Consider the following 17079-nt stretch of genomic DNA (forward strand, 5'->3'; position numbering starts at 1 on the left):
ACTAAATGCGATGGTTAAAGCACCATTATTGGGATGAATATTTTTTTAAATTTTTAAAGACGTACATAACGAAAAATACTAGCGAAAACAGGAGAACTAGGTATATGGGATATTTAATTTTATTTGATACCTGAAAGATTTTTTTAGACTCCAAATTATAATCGGCACTTATCATTTTAATAGGTACGTTAAAGTCTATAGCCTGCATTTTAAGTTCCACTATTTCTTCTATCAATTGCCTTTTTCTGTCAATAAGATTAAATAAATCGGTTCCGTTATTAATTGAAACATTAGCACCGCCACTATTGGCAATACCGTTCATTTTCATAACAGAGTCAATTTGGGCAATCATATTATAATGTTCCTTAATGTCAAGCTCATTGTTTTCCTTATAGATTTTTTGATAATCCTTAAAGTGTTCATTGTCGTTTAAATATTGGAGCAATTTGCTTACAATTTTAGAAGCTTCGTTTCCACGAACTGCAATACTCATGCGGTGATATTTATAATACTTACTAGTTGCAAGATCTTCTGCATACTTAGAAAAATCTTGGTTTTCAGCAATAAGCCTTAAAACATCAAAATTTCTATACGATTTTGAAATAAAATTATAAATGTCTACAATGGGGTTCAGTTCAATGGATCGGATTTTTTTAAAATCGTTGCCAAAAATATTTTTAAGATAGATTGAATCGCCTTGGGCTATTTTAATATTAATAGCCTCCGCTCTTCCGTACATATAATCTACGCTCTCAAAATTTGGAATAACGATAATTTCAGTGTCATAGATTTTTTCAGAATTATAATCCTTATAATATCCATATCCAAAACCTATAAGCACGAGAACAAGCAGGATAATAAAGTACTTTTTTATAAAGTCCATGGCCTGAAAAAGGGCTCTAGCCAATTGCTTTAAAAAATTATTCGATTTTCGAAATAAATACCCTAAATCAACCTCTTCCGATGAGTTTTGCTGTGCCATAAATAAAATTTTATAAATTATTGGTATCTAGTTTTAATACAAATTGTAAACTTTCTTTCCAATTTGCATAGTCTAAATTCAACTTATTCTGTGCCTTAGTGTTATCCAATACACTGTACTGTGGCCTCGCGGCAAAAGTACGGTAATGGTTGGTTTTTGCAAGATTTGTATCTTTTAATTTTCCAGCTTGCTGAAGTATCGCTTCTGCAAATCCAAACCAAGTAGTTTCACCTTTATTGCTGTAATGGTAAACGCCATAATCTACTGAATCTTGTGCTATTATTTTTAAAAGCGCTATGGCCAAATCATTTGCATTTGTAGGGGTTCCCGTCTGTTCGGTGGTAATAGTAAGTGCTTTTCCTTCTTCGGAATTTTTTAAAATGGTTTTTAAAAAATTATGCCCGTATTGCGAATAAAGCCACGAGGTTCGGAAAATGAAGTATTTATTGCAGATATCTTGAATAAATTCCTCGCCCTTTAATTTGGAAGCACCATAAACATTCAAGGGGTTGGTGATATCTGTTTCGGAATAAGGTGAAGTTTTTTTGCCGTCAAAAACATAATCTGTAGAAATATGCAGCAAAACGACATCGTTTTCTTTACAAGTTTCTGCAATATTTTTAACTGCTTCAGCATTAACGGCGAAAGCTCTTTCAGGTTCGCTCTCTGCTTTTTCAACATTCGTGTAAGCAGCTGTATTTATGCAATGTGAAAAGTTATTCTTGGAGAAGTATCCTGAAAGCAATTCGGCATTTTCAATATCCAGTTCTTCTTTTGAAACAAAGACAAACTCGAAGTCGGGATATTCGGTAGCCGCATATTTTATGCATCTTCCCAATTGTCCGTTAGCGCCTGTTACTAATATTTTTTTCATGAAATTACTTCCTCGAAAGTGAGAAGTTCCAAATCCTTTTCGGAAATAATAAATTCTTCCTTTGGAAGATGCCAATCCAGCGCTAAGGTTGCGTCGTTATAAATGATTCCATTTTCTGAAGCTTTAACATAATAATTATCGCATTTATACGAAAATATAGACTCTTTTGAAAGGGTAATAAATCCATGTGCGAAACCCCTTGGTACAAAAAGCTGCAGATGGTCTACATCGTCCAAAATAATGGAAAATGATTTTCCGAAAGTCTCAGAATCCTTCCTAATATCTACCACAATGTCTAAAATCTTGCCTTTTAATACCCTAACCAACTTTGCCTGCGCCATTTCTCCATCCTGGAAATGAAGTCCGCGCAACACCCCTTTTGAGGAAACAGATTGATTATCTTGCACAAAATCTACGTTTAAACCTGTAGTTTTTTCGAAGACCTTTTTGTTGTAAGTTTCATAAAATAGGCCACGCTCATCTTTAAACACGGCCGGTTTAAGTATAAAACAATCTTTTAAGGGAGTTTTTTGTATTTCCAAATCTAATCTAATTGAAGTAAATGTTTTCCGTAACCGCTTTTTAGTAATGGTTCGGCTAAAATTATTAATTGCTCTTTTGAAATGTAGCCCATTTCATAGGCCGCTTCTTCTATCGCGCCGATTTTTAGGCCTTGTCTTTCCTCAATAACCTCCACAAATTGCGCGGCCTGCATTAATGAAGCGAATGTTCCGGTATCCAACCAAGCCGTACCTCTATCGAGTATGCTCACGCTCAATTTGCCCAGTTTTAAGTATTCATTATTTACATCTGTTATTTCTAGTTCTCCACGGTCGCTGGGTTTTATGTTTGCAGCAATTTCTACCACACTGTTATCGTAAAAATAGATTCCTGGAACGGCGTAATTAGATTTCGGCGATTTAGGTTTTTCTTCAATTGAAAGAGCTTTTCCGTTTTTATCGAATTCCACAACGCCATAACGTTCGGGGTCTAAAACGTGATAGGCATAGATTACTCCACCATCGGGATTGTTATTGGATTGCAATAATTCTTTTAAACCCGAACCGTAAAAAATATTATCGCCGAGAATTAAAGCGACTTTATCATTTCCGATAAAATCCTTGCCAATTACAAAGGCTTCTGCAAGGCCGTTGGGGTTTGCCTGTTCAGCATACTCAAAGTTGCAGCCCAGTTTTTTACCATCGCCCAAAAGTTGTTTAAACAACGGTAAATCCTGCGGTGTAGAAATAATTAAAATATCGCGAATACCAGCAATCATAAGTGTTGACAACGGGTAATAAATCATCGGTTTGTCGTACACTGGCATTAATTGTTTACTTACTGCTAATGTAATTGGGTGTAAACGTGTACCTGATCCTCCTGCTAAAATTATTCCTTTCATATATTGTTATTTTACCACTAATTCACGATTAAACAATGATTTGTGAATCTGTGGCGCAAAATTATAATCTATTTCTATTTTTTAAATACCAAGCAATGGTTTTTTGAATTCCTGTTTCAAAATTCTCTTCTGCCTTCCAACCTAATTCTTCTTCAATTTTTGTAGCATCTATTGCATATCTAAAATCGTGGCCGGGACGGTCCTTTACAAAGGTAATTTGTTCTTTATACGAAGTATTCTTAGGGAGCATTTCGTCCAGCAATTCACAAATAACATTTGCAATATAGAGGTTTTCACGCTCATTGCGGCCGCCAATATTGTAGGTTTCTCCGAGCTTTCCTTTTTCCAAAGCTAAATACAGGCCACTACAGTGATCCATTACATAGAGCCAATCTCGAATGTTTTTTCCATCGCCGTAAATAGGGATAGCTTCTCCCGAAATTGCTTTACGAATTATTGTCGGAATTAATTTTTCCTTATGCTGAAAAGATCCGTAATTATTGGAACAGTTGGTAGTTACAACAGGTAAACCGTAAGTGTGAAAATAACTGCGCACAATAAAATCTGAGGAAGCTTTAGAAGCACTATACGGGCTATTGGGTGCATAGGATGTTTCTTCCGTAAAAAGACCTGTTTCGCCTAAAGTTCCATAGACCTCATCAGTAGAAATGTGTAGAAAACGGGCGTTTTTGAATTCTTCTTTTAAATCGTTCGGCCCGTTCATCCATGTTTTATATGCGCTTTGCAGCAAATTGAACGTACCTACAATATTTGTTTGAATAAATTCCGAAGGACCAGTGATAGAATTGTCCACATGGCTTTCCGCAGCGAAGTGAACAACCTTCTGAAATTGATGCTCCGAAAATAGTTTTTGAATCAATTCGTCATCGCAAATATCTCCTTCTATAAATGTAATTTTATCTGAAACGGCCTCCAAATTCTTCAAGTTTCCGGCATAAGTGAGCTTGTCCAGTACAAAAATTTCATCTTTCGAGTGTTTCAGAAAGTAGTGCACATAATTAGAGCCTATAAATCCTGCACCTCCGGTAATCAGTACTTTATCATTCATTGAAGTTATTTTTTAGGTGTGTCTAAAATTTGATTTAACATCTTTTCAGTAATTAAATAGGTGGGTTTTACACCCGTTGTTCCTAATCCGCCCGATGCTAAAGTACTTCCTGTTTCCAATGGGTTATCAGAGGCGTAATACGCATAACGCACCTTCACTTTTGGGCTAATACTTCGGCGAATTTTTGCAGCAGCTTGTATTGCCTTTTGATAATGTGCGCCTTCCATTTCTAGCCCAATTACATTCCAAGTAGAATTGTGGAAAAACTTAAGCACATCCCTATTTTGAAGCGAAGTTCCCAAAACAGAAATCATCGTTCCAGTACAAACATTTACGGAATCATCTTTAAAATCTGCCTTTTCCAATTTATTTTTAAACGGATAATTATCTGCAGTTCCTTCAAAAACGTGGGCAGACGGAATCATAATGTCGCCTTTTCCACCTTCTAAAATTCCTGCTTTTCCCATAATTGAGACAGAAACTACATTTAATAAATGTCGTTCTTTATTATCATCTATGTATGGTTTTAAAAGCTCGTCCATCGTTTCGTAGGCTTGTTCGCCAAAAGCGTAATCCATTACAACAATTACGGGTTTTTTTGAATCTTCAACTTCTTTTAATCCTTCAGTGTATGCACTTTCCTTTATTTTAGCAGTGTCTATAATCTGAATGTCAATATTGGTTCCGCTCTGATCTTCAATAAAAATCATTCCTTCTGCCAATGCTGTTTTAGTAACTTTTTCGCGTAATTTTAAATTAACGGGGCTGCTCAGCGCCTCAAAAACCTCCATAGGTTTCTTCTTTAAAAACTCGCTAGCAATCGCAGTGGGAGCGTACAAGCTGTTCATAACACTGTGCATATTTGCACTTATAATATGCACTGGCCGCTCTAACAAGCCCTCTTGCTGCAGTCTTTGTTTTATACTAAAAGCCCATTGTTCTCCGTGAATATGATGCCCCAAACGCTCACGCAATACCGGGCTAAACGTAATTATACGTTTATTGTCTGCCAGAACCTCCTGGATTGCCAATTTCCCTAAAAAGTAAATAATATTGAAAAAACGATTTTCATTCTTTTCACTGGCGAAAAAAGGATACACATTTTTCACCTCCTGAAAAGTTCTTCCAAGGAAGTTGGCGGTGTGCGTTAAGGCTACTTCCTTTTCTTCCTGTGTTAACTTGCCTTTCTTTAGTACGGCTTGTTCCAACTTCTTCCAATCTCGGATTACTTCTCCACTCTCATCGATTAGCACCTGCTTCATAATCTTGTGCGATTCAATGAAAAGGAAAGTTAAGTGTGTAAGAATATCATAGATTTCTGAACGTCCACGAGTGATTTCAATATTCATCTGTTCCGAATCTATCCGGTAACAATTTCTGCGACGTTTCAGCGGAATGATAGGCTCAAAATGTGAATTTTTATAGCCTTCATCGCTGGTTAAGTTTATGAATCTACATTCCTCTATTCCGTAGGGTAAACGGTCCATAACGTAAAGCAAGCCCTGTAATTCAATTTTGTCTTCTTTTATGGAGCCATAAATTTCAGGTCGAAGCGTTAATAAAGATTCGCGAAGCGTTTCTCCAGAGACCCCCATAGGCTTGTAAAATCCACGGTTAAAAAGGTGGCGCATGGTTATGTACAGTCGCTCAATGGCCTGTGTACTTTCTTGTGCGCGGGTACGTGTGTGTGATTTTAATTTATTCATTGGGTGCAAAGATAACACTAATTTTAAGGCTGAATTTTAATTAAGGCATCTGCAATTTTGCGGTCGTTAGATAGTCTCGGCACTTTATTTTGTCCGCCAAGCTTGCCTTGCGATTTCATATAATGCTGAAAACTATCTCTTTTAAGTGAAGTAATTTTAAGCGGCTGCAGCACTTTTCCTACTATTAAATCGAAATAATACGAGTTTTGTTGTTGCATTTCTGCATCGAGAAATTCAACCACTTTTTGAAGATTTTCAGGAGCCTCGTCAAATTCAACAAGCCATTCATGATATGGAAGATTTGTTTCAGATGGCGTTATTTGCGGAGCAACGGTGAATTCTGTAATAGTAAAGTTGAATTTTGTTATTGCTTTTTTCATCGCCTCTTCAACCTCTTTGCCAATTACGTGTTCGCCAAAGGCAGAAATAAAATGTTTTATTCTTCCCGAAACAATAACACGATACGGTTTAGTTGAAGTAAACTGCACGGTATCGCCCAGATTATACGCCCAAAGTCCCGCGTCTGTTGAAATTATCATCACGTAATTGACGCCAATTTCAACTTCGCCGATTGTTAATCGTTTTGGGTTTTCTTCAAAAAAGGATGAAGCTTCAACGAATTCATAAAAGATTCCTGAATTTAAAAGCAGCAACATTCCTTTGTCTTTCTGGCTATCTTGAAAGGCGAAAAACCCTTCACTGGCAGGAAAAAGCTCGATGCTATCTACTTTTCTTCCTATTAAATTTTCAAATTTGGCGCGATACGGTTCAAAATTTACGCCGCCATAAATAAACAGATTGAAGTTTTTGAAAAGGTCGCCAACTTTCTTCCCAGTATCTTTCTGAAGTTTTTCAAAATACATTTGCACCCACGACGGAATACCGCTTATAACGGTCATGTCTTCATTTTTAGTCTCTTCAACCACGGTATCTACTTTGGTCTCCCAATCGTCAATGCAGTTTGTTTCCCAACTAGGCAAACGGTTTTTTTGCAAATATGCAGGAACATAATGTGCAACAATTCCTGAAAGTCGGCCCAACTTAATGCCGTTCTTTTCCTGCATTTCTGGGCTTCCTTGTAAAAAAATCATTTTGCCGTCTACAAAATCTGCTTTTCCAGTTTCATTTATATAACACAGAATTGCATTTCGAGCAGCTTGAATATGATGCGGCATTGATTCCTTAGTTAACGGAATGTATTTAGCACCCGAAGTTGTACCCGAAGTTTTAGCAAAATAGAGCGGTTTTCCGGGCCATAAAACGTTTTCTTCACCAGAAACCACACGATCTACGTAGGGTTTCAATTCTTCGTAATCACGAATTGGAACGAGCTTCGCAAATTCTTTAAAGGAGTTGATATTTTCAAAATGATGATCTTTTCCGAAGGCTGTATTTTTAGCATCGGAAAGCAGTTTTTCAAAAACTTTTTGCTGGGTTTCAATAGGGTTTACAACCCATTTGTGAATTTTATTTACTTCAATTTTAGCAAATATTTTAGCACCGAAGGATTTTAAGGACATAGTTTAATCAATTAAAATCTACAAAACTAGTTGGATTAACGGGGAAGCCATCGCGCCATAATTCAAAGTGCAAATGTGGCCCAGTGGTGAGTTCGCCAGTATTGCCAACGGTGCCAATTACTTCGCCAGCTTTAACAATTTCGCCCTGCTCTTTAGTGAGCATTGCATTGTGTTTATAGACTGAAATTAAGTTATTATCGTGTTTCAAAATAATAACATAACCAGTAGCGGCAGTCCATTCTGCAAAAATTACTGTGCCGTCGGCAACGGCTTTTACTGGAGAATCTTTTATTGTAACCACATCTACTGCGTAATGCTTTGTTTTTGAATCGTAACCTTCAGTAATGGTTCCTTTAACCGGAGCAAAAAGTGCGTATGTCTGAACCTGAGGTGCAGTTAGCGGATTGTATTTATCTTCCTTTGCCACAGCTTGGCGGAGTAATGAATCTTTTCTTGAAGTTCGTATTAAAACCGAAGGATCTGTTTTAGCTACTTCAATGATGGAATCTTTATTGAAATTTATTGTTTTAACGTCGCCTGTAAGCACTTTTTTGATTGAGGCAAGGTATTGCTCATTTACATTTATAATCTGCTGCAGCGAGTCTGTTTTGTATGTTAATTGTGTGGCGTTCTTTTTTAACGCAGTGGAAGAATAGCCAGGAATATATTCGCGGAGTGGTGTAAAAGCGATAATAAAAGTGGTTAAAAGAATAAGAATTAACGCAAAAAGGGTGCTGAAAACAAACACATTAAACCTGTTGAGCTTAAATGAAAAACGCTCCTCGAAAGTTTCTTCATTTAGAATAACCAATCGGTATTTGTGCAATAGCTTTTTTCTAAACTTTTTGGCTCTTTTTTCTTTTTGGATCATAATATGCAATTGCTTTTTACAAATATAAAATAAACTAAAGCGCCACACGCTAAAGTTATCCTCAAAACGTTCTATCTAAACATTTCTTGTTACCTTTGCTTAATTAAATTATCAAAATTATGAATGCATTACTTATTACTTTAGGTGTTATTGGCCCTTGGCAAATTATATTGATTGTTGTAATCGTACTATTGCTTTTCGGTGGAAAGAAAATTCCAGAACTAATGCGTGGTTTGGGTAGCGGTCTTAAAGAATTCAAGGATGCTTCTAAAGAAGAACCAACAGAAAACAAGATAGACGAGAAAAAATAAAATCTCGTTTCTATTTTAAAAAAAGAGCCTTTCAGTATATACTGAAAGGCTCTTTTTTTGGGTCTATTATTAAGATTATTCTATTTTGGCAGAATTCAATATAGATTCCAATTCAAATTGAAGATCTCTTTTCGATACTGCTGGAGCATACGTAAAACCTTCTAAAATTAAATAACGATTGTTTTTCTCGTCGCGAACGGCGTAGTTTACAAAAGGGCCACCCATCCAGTCGTCTTTTACTTCCCAAGTTCCCTTGGTTTCATAAGCAAATTTTCCATCAATCTTTGTAGTAAAAAGATACGGAGCATAAGCGTCTTCAGTAACAAACTGTCCGTCATCTTCTACGGGCAGCAATCTACTTCCTATAGAATCGCGAATCTTTATAATGTCGCCAACAGCCGTACTGTCATTGGTTATCATAGATAAAGGCACTTCATAAATAAGTATGTTAGTAGTGCCATCTTTAAGATCTTTACGCATCCAGAAAAAACTGTCGGTTGCCTTTGCAATTCTATAGGCACTCGGAATTTGCAAGCTAACGCCCATTACTTTTCTTAGCGAATCGGTTGCCATTAGCGAAATAGCGGTTCTGCGTTGGCGTTCCTTTATTTCGGAAGCGTGAAAAGATGCAATAATTTGCGCAGCATTTTTATTGATAAGCTCTACCAGTTTTTCTTCTGAAGAAGCTTTTATAATTGCTCCAGATTGTGGTTTAGCGTATTCATCAGTGGTTACAGTTACCTTGTCGTCTTCACTTAAAACCACATATAAAAAAAGCCGATTGCTACGGGCGAACCCCGAAAAAGCATCTGGCGGCATTTGATTCATAGAAAAAAGCGGCTCGTCTTGCGGAAGTCCGTCTGCGGGAGCTGCAAAATTATTTCGAATGGCTTCTCCCACCACGCCGTTCCATAGATTGTTGGGGGTGATAATTTGAAGCGCATTAATGTTTCCTACAGAATTGGGAACAAGTGATTTGTCTTTGGTGCCGCCTCCGTTGCAAGAAGTAAATGCAACGAATAGCGAAAACAATGCAATAGTGAATAGTTTCATTTAAAGGATGTTTATCGGGAACTATCCTTTGTAAATTTTAAGTTTAGTTCCAGGCTTTAAGTTAGTACCACTAATATCGTTCCATTTTTTGATATTTTGGACTGAAACCCCTGGAAATTTTTGAGAAATGCTCCACAGTGAATCTCCGTTGCGAACAGTATACGTTTTTTCTGAAGATTTTGTGGCTTGTACTCGTTCGTTACTAGCAATATCCTGTGTACTTTTTTTAGGGTAAATAATTAAGTTTTGGCCAACTTTTACAGTATTGCTACGCATACCATTCCAATTCTTTACTTGGCTAATACTAACACCGTACCTGTCTGCAATTCTTCCCAGATAATCTCCTCTTTTTACACGGTAGCGAAGTTTTTCGGGTTGCTCATATAATTCAGGCATTGGCTTTTTAGCCTCTTCAACTTCTTCCTTTGCAAAAGTATAAATTGCATCTTCATTATTTACAAAAGCACCTACAGCAGTTAGCGGAAGACGTAATACGTAGTTTTCATTTTTAACTACTGGAATGATACCCAGTTTGTAAGCTGGATTAAGGAATTCAAGCTCTTCTATGTCTAGATTAGTAAGTTTTGCTACTTGCTCTAAAGTAATTTGTTGCTTAACACGGATGGTATCTGTAGCTACGAAAGGAATTCTCGCAGTTTGTTTTTTAAAGCCGTGCTCTTGTGCATATTCAAAAATATACATGGTAGCCAAGAATGCGGGTACATAACCTGCAGTTTCACGTGGAAGATAATCGCGAAGTTTCCAATAATCCGTCTGTCCACCAGAGCGACGAATTGCTTTTGAAACATTTCCTGGGCCAGAATTATAGGCTGCAAGCGCCAAATCCCAATCGTTGAAACTATTATTTAAGCTTTTTAAATATTTACAAGCGGCTTCTGTTGCTAAATATGGATCGGAACGCTCATCTACATAAGAGCTTACATCCAATCCGAACATTTTACCAGTAGGAAACATAAACTGCCAAAGCCCGGTAGCTCCAACTCTAGATTGTGCTTTCGGATTTAAAGCTGATTCAATTACAGCTAAATATTTTAATTCTAAAGGCAAGTTATTTTTGTCCAATTCTTGTTCAAACAAAGGGAAATAATATTCACTTAATCCCATTAATCGCTCTAAACCTCTGCGGCGGTTCTTAAGGTATTGCTTAATTACACTTTCTAACGAAGGGTTGTATTCTACGTTAAACGGCGTACGTGCATCTAGTTCTTTTAGTCGTTGCTTAAGTAGCTCAGTAGGGAGTTCGTCGTAGTCAACGGGAGTGAAATCTTGGTTTGCAACGCTGTTGTATATATCTTCAAAAAGATCAGATTTGTAGAGTTCTTTTAACCAAAGGCTGTCTTTTTTACGTGCCGAAGCTATGTCTTTTAAATCATAGACAATACTGTCTTTAAAAGAAGTAGCTACCACTGTTGTGGGCAATTCTTTGGCGATTTTAGAAACCTTAATGGAATCAACAACCTGAATTTTTTTTGTATTCAGTTTGTTGGTCTGCTTTTTACCCTGTTGGGCAAAACTCATACTGCAGACCAGCAACAGCATAAGGGGAAGGATTTTGTTTAGTTTCATCAGTTATTTATTGCGTTTGGGGATAAAGGCAAATTCGCCTGATTATTACTCCTTAAAATGAGGCGCTTTTAATATACTTCAAGAGTTGTAACGTAAATTTTAATAAAAAATTTTATCAAAAATAATGATTTCGCGAAACTACGCAAATTTTAGACTCAAAAGTCTAATACGCTGATATTTAACTTTTCTTATAATAGTGCTTTAATACCTGGTAATGTTTTTCCCTCAAGCATTTCGAGCATTGCGCCTCCTCCGGTGGATACGTAACTAACCTTATCTGCTAAGTTAAATTTCTGAACCGCAGCTACCGAATCGCCACCACCAACTAACGAAAAAGCTCCATTTTCAGTGGCTTTAGCGATATTTTTTCCTAGAGTTTTAGTGCCTTCTGCAAATTTCTCAATTTCAAAAACACCAACGGGCCCGTTCCATAAAATGGTTTTAGACTTAGTTAGTACTTCGGCAAAAAGTTCGTTTGTCTTTGGTCCTGCGTCGAGACCCATCCAGCCATCGGGAATATTGTTTATAGCTGATATTTGTGTATTTGCACTTTCTGAAAAATCATCGGCAATTATTGCATCCACTGGAAGGTATACTTCAACATTTTTCTTTTTTGCTTCTTCCAAAATTTCAAGCGCCAAATCCTGCTTGTCATCTTCAACCAAAGAATTACCTATTTTTCCGCCTTGTGCTTTTATAAATGTGAAAGCCATTCCACCGCCAATAATTAAATGATCAATTTTGTCGAGAATGTTTTCAATTATTGTAATTTTTGAAGAAACTTTTGCGCCGCCAATGATAGCAGTAACGGGCTTTTCGTTAGCTTCCAATACTTTTTTTACGTTTTCTATTTCTGAAGCTAATAATAAACCAAAACATTTATTCACAGGAAAAAATTCAGCAATTATTGCCGTGGAAGCGTGCGCACGGTGTGCGGTTCCAAAGGCATCATTCACGTAAACATCACCAAATTTTGAAAGCTTTTCTGCAAAAGCGCGATCTCCTTTCGTTTCTTCTTCGTAATAACGTAGGTTTTCAAGTAAAAGAATTTCTCCAGTTTTTAAATTCGCTACGGCCTCTTCTACTTTAGGTCCCACACAATCATCTACGAATTTTACTTGAACTCCCACAATTTCCGAGAGTGATTTTAAAATGTGATGAAGCGAAAATTTTGCTTCTTTATTTTTTGGTCTACCAAGATGCGACATTAAAACACAGCTTCCGACGTCCTCTAAAATTTTTAAAATTGTAGGTTTTGCTGCACGAATACGTGTATCGTCTGTTACCTTAAAATCATCGTCGAGCGGCACATTGAAATCTACTCGAATCAAAGCTTTTTTATTTTTAAAATCTATGTCGTTTACGGTTTTCATCTTTATAAATTTAGCGAGCAAATATACTTATTTTGATATTTATAATCATTTCGATATCTGCATAGAAATTCGCTTTCTTAAATTAAATAATTTCATTTATTGAAAAATCTCAATCAAGAGAAAAAGCTTAAAATTGATTAGATTTGCCGATGGATTTTTCAGAAGTAATAGGGCAGCAACACATAAAATCGCATCTTTTAAAAACTATCGAAAACGGTAGAATTCCGCACGCACAACTCTTTTCGGGCGTTAACGGAAGTGGCTTATTGCCTATGGCCATTGCATACGCTTCAGAATTATTATGTAGTCGCTATGAAAAAGGAAGTGCCGAATATCTTTCCTGTAAAAGTAAAATTTCAAAATTGGTGCATCCAGATTTGCATTTTGTTTACCCAGTAAACACAAGTGATATAGCGAAAAAGAATGCTGTTTCGGATAATTATGCTGAAGGTTGGCGAAATTTCGTTTTAGACAATCCGTATGCGTCGCTTTTTGAATGGTTGCAAAGTATTGGTATTGAGAATAAACAAGGAAACATTAGCAAATATGAAGCTGAAAATATTTCTAAAAAACTTTCTTTAAAAGCTTTTGAGGGCGGTTATAAAGTGATGATTATTTGGATGGCAGATAATATGAATGGTGAATGTGCCAACAAAATTTTAAAGTTAGTTGAAGAGCCTACCGACAAAACTGTGCTTCTACTTTTAACCGAAAAAGAAGAGCAAATTATCACAACAATTAAATCCCGCTGCCAAAAAATAACATTCCCACTCCTTTCAGAAGCCGATATTGCCGAAAGTTTAATTCAAAACTTGAAGATTAAAGAAAGTGCCGCTACTCACACCGCTCGTAGATCGCGCGGCGATTATAATAAAGCGCTACAATTACTTGAAGAAACTGGTGAAGACGAAATTTTTGAGAAGTGGTTTATTAGTTGGGTGCGTACAGCTTTTAGAGCGAAAGGAAATAAAGGCGCTATCAACAATTTGCTGGATTGGAGTGAAGAACTGGCAAAACAAGGTCGCGAAACACAGAAAAAATTTCTTTCGTATTGTACCGAAGTTTTCAGACAAGCATTGCTAAATAATTACGGCGCCAATTCACTATTATTTTTTGAAGCGAATGATGCAACATTTTCACTTCCAAAATTCGCGCCTTTTGTACATCAAAATAATATTTTTGAAATAACCCAAGCATTAGAAGATGCTTCTTACCATATTGAAAGAAACGGAAATGCTAAAATAATTTTTACTGACCTTTCTATAAAATTGACTCGCCTAATTCATAAGAAAGAATTAGTATAAATAACATCTATTGAATTGATTTTTGCGATAGAAATACTCAATTAAAAAGAACTCATTATTAACGATTCTGTGGGGTTATTTTTGCTAGCAGTAGGCGTAACACTTATTTGACTCTAAAAACGCCTCAAATCTCTCCAAAAAGCCAAATTACCTCTTTCTGAAACAATATATGTGGGAAGAATACTCTTTTGAACGAGTCGCTTTAAGATTTGACAATAATCCTATCCAAAATGCTTTTAAAGAAAATTTATTGCCCGTTTTATATTTTTCTGAAAGTAAACTTACATAGTACGAATCAAAAATCATTGGTTCTATTTTCTGAAGAATAAAATTTTCTGCAAAAAGTTTTTCCATTGATTCTTTAGAAAAATGCCAAAGGTGTCGAGGAGCATCGTAAGCTGCCCAAAATTTGCCGTAATGTTTTGCATCGAAACTTTTAAAATTTGGAACAGCGATAATTAAAGTTCCTCCACTTTCAACTAAGTTTGATAAAGTAGAAATAGTTTCTTCCAAATTTGGAACGTGTTCTAAAACATGCCACATTGTAACGACATCGAAAACGCTTCCTGAGAATTCGTTTAAAGAAGGTTCAAGTTGAATTCCTTTTTTTAATGCCAACTCAGTAGCACTTTTATTTGGTTCCATCCCATTTACATCCCAACCTTTTTCTTTAGCAACTTTTAAAAAATCTCCGGTTCCTGCACCAACATCTAATAAAGATCCAACTCGTTTATTTTGATTTAATATCAAATTAGTTTTTTTCTGAAGCGACCATTTTTTTACGAATTGGTATAAGCTAGAAAGCAAACCACGCTTTTCATCTGTGTGCGAAATATAATCTTCACTCTCGTAATATTTAGAAAGATCTTCCTCCTTTGGCTTTGGGGTAGTTTTCAAAAAATCTAAATCTTCGTCGTAGACTAAACTAAAAGTTTCTCCGGAGACCAAATAGTCTTTGACCGATACGTATATATTTTCGTGATTCTGCAAGAAAGAAAATTTGAATTATTTAAGAAGTAGTGTTGAAAGTTTAGATTTTGCAACGCTCCATTGTTCCACGTGAAACAATGAGGCTAACGCCCCATATACACTAGAAGCACAGAAACATCATTTGGAGAAACACCACTAATTCGTGAAGCTTGCGAAACTGTTGCAGGTTTTATTTTAGTGAGTTTTTCTCTGGCTTCATAGGAAAGTGATTTCAATTTAGAATAGTCAAACGTAGCCGGAATCTTCAAACCTTCTAATCTGTTTAATTTATCTGCATTGTTTTTTTCCTTCGCTATATAACCAGAATATTTAATTTGAATTTCGGTCTGTTCTATCATTTCAACATTCAAATCATTTTCATTAATATACTTTTCAACCGAAGAAATACTTTTCATATCCTCCATAGTTACTTCCGGACGCGAAAAGAACTTGAACATTTTATCGCTCTGCTGCACAACCGCAGATTCTCTAGCTTCAAAAATAGGATTCATTTCTTCGGGTGCGACACTTGTGTTTTTAAAAAACTGAACAAAAGCATCAGACTTTTCTTTCTTTTCCTCCATTTTTCTCAAACGTTTTTCACTAGCTAAACCAATGTCAAATGATTTAGGAGTTAACCTAAAATCTGCATTATCCTGGCGAAGCAAGGTTCTATATTCAGCACGAGAAGTAAACATTCGGTAAGGTTCTTCTGTTCCTTTTGTAATAAGGTCGTCTATTAATACACCTATGTAAGCTTCATTTCGTTGTAAAATGAAAGGTTCTTTTTCGTGTACTTTTAAATGCGCATTTATACCGGCCATTAAACCTTGTGATGCTGCTTCTTCATAACCTGTAGTTCCGTTAATCTGACCAGCAAAATAAAGTCCGGAAACCAATTTAGTTTCTAGCGTATGTTTTAATTGTGTTGGTGGGAAATAATCATATTCAATAGCATAACCAGGTCGGAAAAATTTCACTTTTTCGAAACCAGCTACTTGTTTCAAAGCTTTAAATTGAATATCCTCCGGTAATGAAGTGGAGAAGCCGTTAATGTAATATTCTACAGTATCCCAACCTTCAGGCTCAACAAAAAGTTGATGCCTGTCTTTATCGGCAAAACGATTAATTTTATCTTCAATAGAAGGACAGTATCTTGGTCCAAGACTTTGAATTGATCCGTTAAACATAGGAGATCTATCAAAACCTTCTCTCAAAATATTATGAACTTCAAGACTAGTATAACTCATATGGCAAGAACGTTGCTTTTTGAGTGTTGTAGTTTCATCAGAAAACGAAAATTTTTCTGGAATTTCGTCTCCTGGCTGTTCTATCATTTTAGAAAAATCTAAAGAACGTCCATCTACTCTCGGTGGTGTTCCTGTTTTCATTCTTCCAGATTCAAAGCCTAAATCGACTAAATCTTTTGTTATACCTGTAGACGCTCTTTCACCTGCACGACCTCCTCCAAATTGTTTTTCACCAATATGAATTAAACCATTTAAAAAAGTACCGTTTGTTAGTACTACACTTTTTCCGCGAATCTCTAAACCCAGTGAAGTTCTTACGCCTTTAATAATTCCATTTTCGGCAATAATACCCGAAATCATCTCTTGATAAAAATCTAAGTTTGGGGTGCCTTCTAACATTAATCTCCAAGTTTCAGCAAAACGCATGCGATCACTTTGAACACGGGGACTCCACATTGCGGGACCTTTCGATTTATTAAGCATCTTAAACTGGATTGCGGTTTTATCGGAAACTATCCCGCTATAACCACCAATTGCATCAATTTCACGTACAATCTGGCCTTTAGCAATACCACCCATAGCCGGATTACAGCTCATTTGGGCAATGGTTTGCAAATTCATGGTAACTAATAAGGTTTTAGATCCTAAGTTCGCAGCCGCAGCTGCTGCTTCAGATCCTGCGTGACCCGCTCCTACTACAATAACATCATACTCTTCTTGAAACATAAATTTTCTAAATTGTTCCACGTGGAACATTTAACAATATCAATTTTTTTCGGGGGTGCAAAATTACAATAAATATCTTATT

15 protein-coding genes are annotated in these 17079 nt (G+C 36.2%); 2 read left to right on the top strand and 13 right to left on the bottom strand.

The genetic code is table 11. The features are described from left to right. Positions 1 to 25 precede the first annotated feature (25 nt). From AC3RVG_RS04590 to AC3RVG_RS04625, 8 genes are all read right to left on the bottom strand, one after another. The gene (locus AC3RVG_RS04590) at positions 26 to 982 is read right to left on the bottom strand and encodes a hypothetical protein (protein ID WP_489690269.1); all 957 of its coding nucleotides are present in this window, start codon (positions 980 to 982) and stop codon (positions 26 to 28) included. 10 nt (positions 983 to 992) lie between these two features. Then, the gene (gene rfbD, locus AC3RVG_RS04595) at positions 993 to 1856 is read right to left on the bottom strand and encodes a dTDP-4-dehydrorhamnose reductase (protein WP_489690270.1); all 864 of its coding nucleotides are present in this window, start codon (positions 1854 to 1856) and stop codon (positions 993 to 995) included. After that, positions 1853 to 2398 (bottom strand): dTDP-4-dehydrorhamnose 3,5-epimerase, encoded by a 546-nt coding sequence (gene rfbC, locus AC3RVG_RS04600; protein WP_489690271.1) that lies wholly within the window; start codon positions 2396 to 2398, stop codon positions 1853 to 1855. The genes rfbD and rfbC overlap by 4 nt, the downstream gene beginning before the upstream one ends. Positions 2399 to 2400: 2 nt before the next feature. Continuing rightward, positions 2401 to 3258, bottom strand: a complete 858-nt coding sequence (rfbA, locus tag AC3RVG_RS04605; RefSeq protein ID WP_489690272.1) for a glucose-1-phosphate thymidylyltransferase RfbA — start codon at positions 3256 to 3258, stop codon at positions 2401 to 2403. Positions 3259 to 3319: 61 nt separating this feature from the next. Further along, the gene (rfbB, locus tag AC3RVG_RS04610; RefSeq protein ID WP_489690273.1) at positions 3320 to 4327 is read right to left on the bottom strand and encodes a dTDP-glucose 4,6-dehydratase; all 1008 of its coding nucleotides are present in this window, start codon (positions 4325 to 4327) and stop codon (positions 3320 to 3322) included. A gap of 5 nt (positions 4328 to 4332) precedes the next feature. Further along, positions 4333 to 6033, bottom strand: coding sequence for a DUF6909 family protein (locus AC3RVG_RS04615; RefSeq protein ID WP_489690274.1), 1701 nt, complete (start codon positions 6031 to 6033; stop codon positions 4333 to 4335). Between the two features lie 23 nt (positions 6034 to 6056). After that, on the bottom strand, positions 6057 to 7553 hold the full coding sequence (locus AC3RVG_RS04620) for a GH3 auxin-responsive promoter family protein (protein ID WP_489690275.1): 1497 nt from the start codon (positions 7551 to 7553) through the stop codon (positions 6057 to 6059). Between the two features lie 7 nt (positions 7554 to 7560). Then, complete coding sequence (locus tag AC3RVG_RS04625; protein WP_489690276.1) at positions 7561 to 8424, bottom strand: M23 family metallopeptidase; 864 nt, start codon at positions 8422 to 8424, stop codon at positions 7561 to 7563. 119 nt (positions 8425 to 8543) lie between these two features. On the opposite strand from AC3RVG_RS04625, the gene tatA reads away from it, so the two are divergent. Next, positions 8544 to 8735 (top strand): twin-arginine translocase TatA/TatE family subunit, encoded by a 192-nt coding sequence (tatA, locus tag AC3RVG_RS04630; protein ID WP_489690277.1) that lies wholly within the window; start codon positions 8544 to 8546, stop codon positions 8733 to 8735. Between the two features lie 75 nt (positions 8736 to 8810). Here the strand turns inward: tatA and AC3RVG_RS04635 are convergent, their stop codons facing one another. From AC3RVG_RS04635 to AC3RVG_RS04645, 3 genes are all read right to left on the bottom strand, one after another. Beyond that, positions 8811 to 9788, bottom strand: coding sequence for a DUF4837 family protein (locus AC3RVG_RS04635; protein ID WP_489690278.1), 978 nt, complete (start codon positions 9786 to 9788; stop codon positions 8811 to 8813). Positions 9789 to 9809: 21 nt separating this feature from the next. After that, on the bottom strand, positions 9810 to 11375 hold the full coding sequence (locus AC3RVG_RS04640; RefSeq protein ID WP_489690279.1) for a LysM peptidoglycan-binding domain-containing protein: 1566 nt from the start codon (positions 11373 to 11375) through the stop codon (positions 9810 to 9812). 188 nt (positions 11376 to 11563) lie between these two features. After that, positions 11564 to 12748 carry a phosphoglycerate kinase gene (locus AC3RVG_RS04645; RefSeq protein WP_489690280.1) on the bottom strand — a complete coding sequence of 395 codons (1185 nt, stop codon included), beginning with the start codon at positions 12746 to 12748 and terminating at the stop codon, positions 11564 to 11566. A gap of 149 nt (positions 12749 to 12897) precedes the next feature. On the opposite strand from AC3RVG_RS04645, the gene AC3RVG_RS04650 reads away from it, so the two are divergent. Then, a complete protein-coding gene (locus tag AC3RVG_RS04650; RefSeq protein WP_489690281.1) occupies positions 12898 to 14052 on the top strand; it encodes a DNA polymerase III subunit in 1155 nt (384 codons plus the stop codon). Positions 14053 to 14199: 147 nt separating this feature from the next. Here AC3RVG_RS04650 and AC3RVG_RS04655 read toward each other — a convergent pair whose 3' ends face one another. Together AC3RVG_RS04655 and mnmG are read right to left on the bottom strand one after the other, a co-directional pair. Further along, positions 14200 to 15042: a class I SAM-dependent methyltransferase gene (locus tag AC3RVG_RS04655; RefSeq protein ID WP_489690282.1), complete on the bottom strand. Its 843-nt coding sequence runs from the start codon at positions 15040 to 15042 to the stop codon at positions 14200 to 14202. 83 nt (positions 15043 to 15125) lie between these two features. Then, on the bottom strand, positions 15126 to 16997 hold the full coding sequence (gene mnmG / locus AC3RVG_RS04660; protein ID WP_489690283.1) for a tRNA uridine-5-carboxymethylaminomethyl(34) synthesis enzyme MnmG: 1872 nt from the start codon (positions 16995 to 16997) through the stop codon (positions 15126 to 15128). Positions 16998 to 17079 lie beyond the last annotated feature (82 nt).

The sequence above is a fragment of the Aequorivita sp. IT1282 genome (assembly GCF_058068205.1).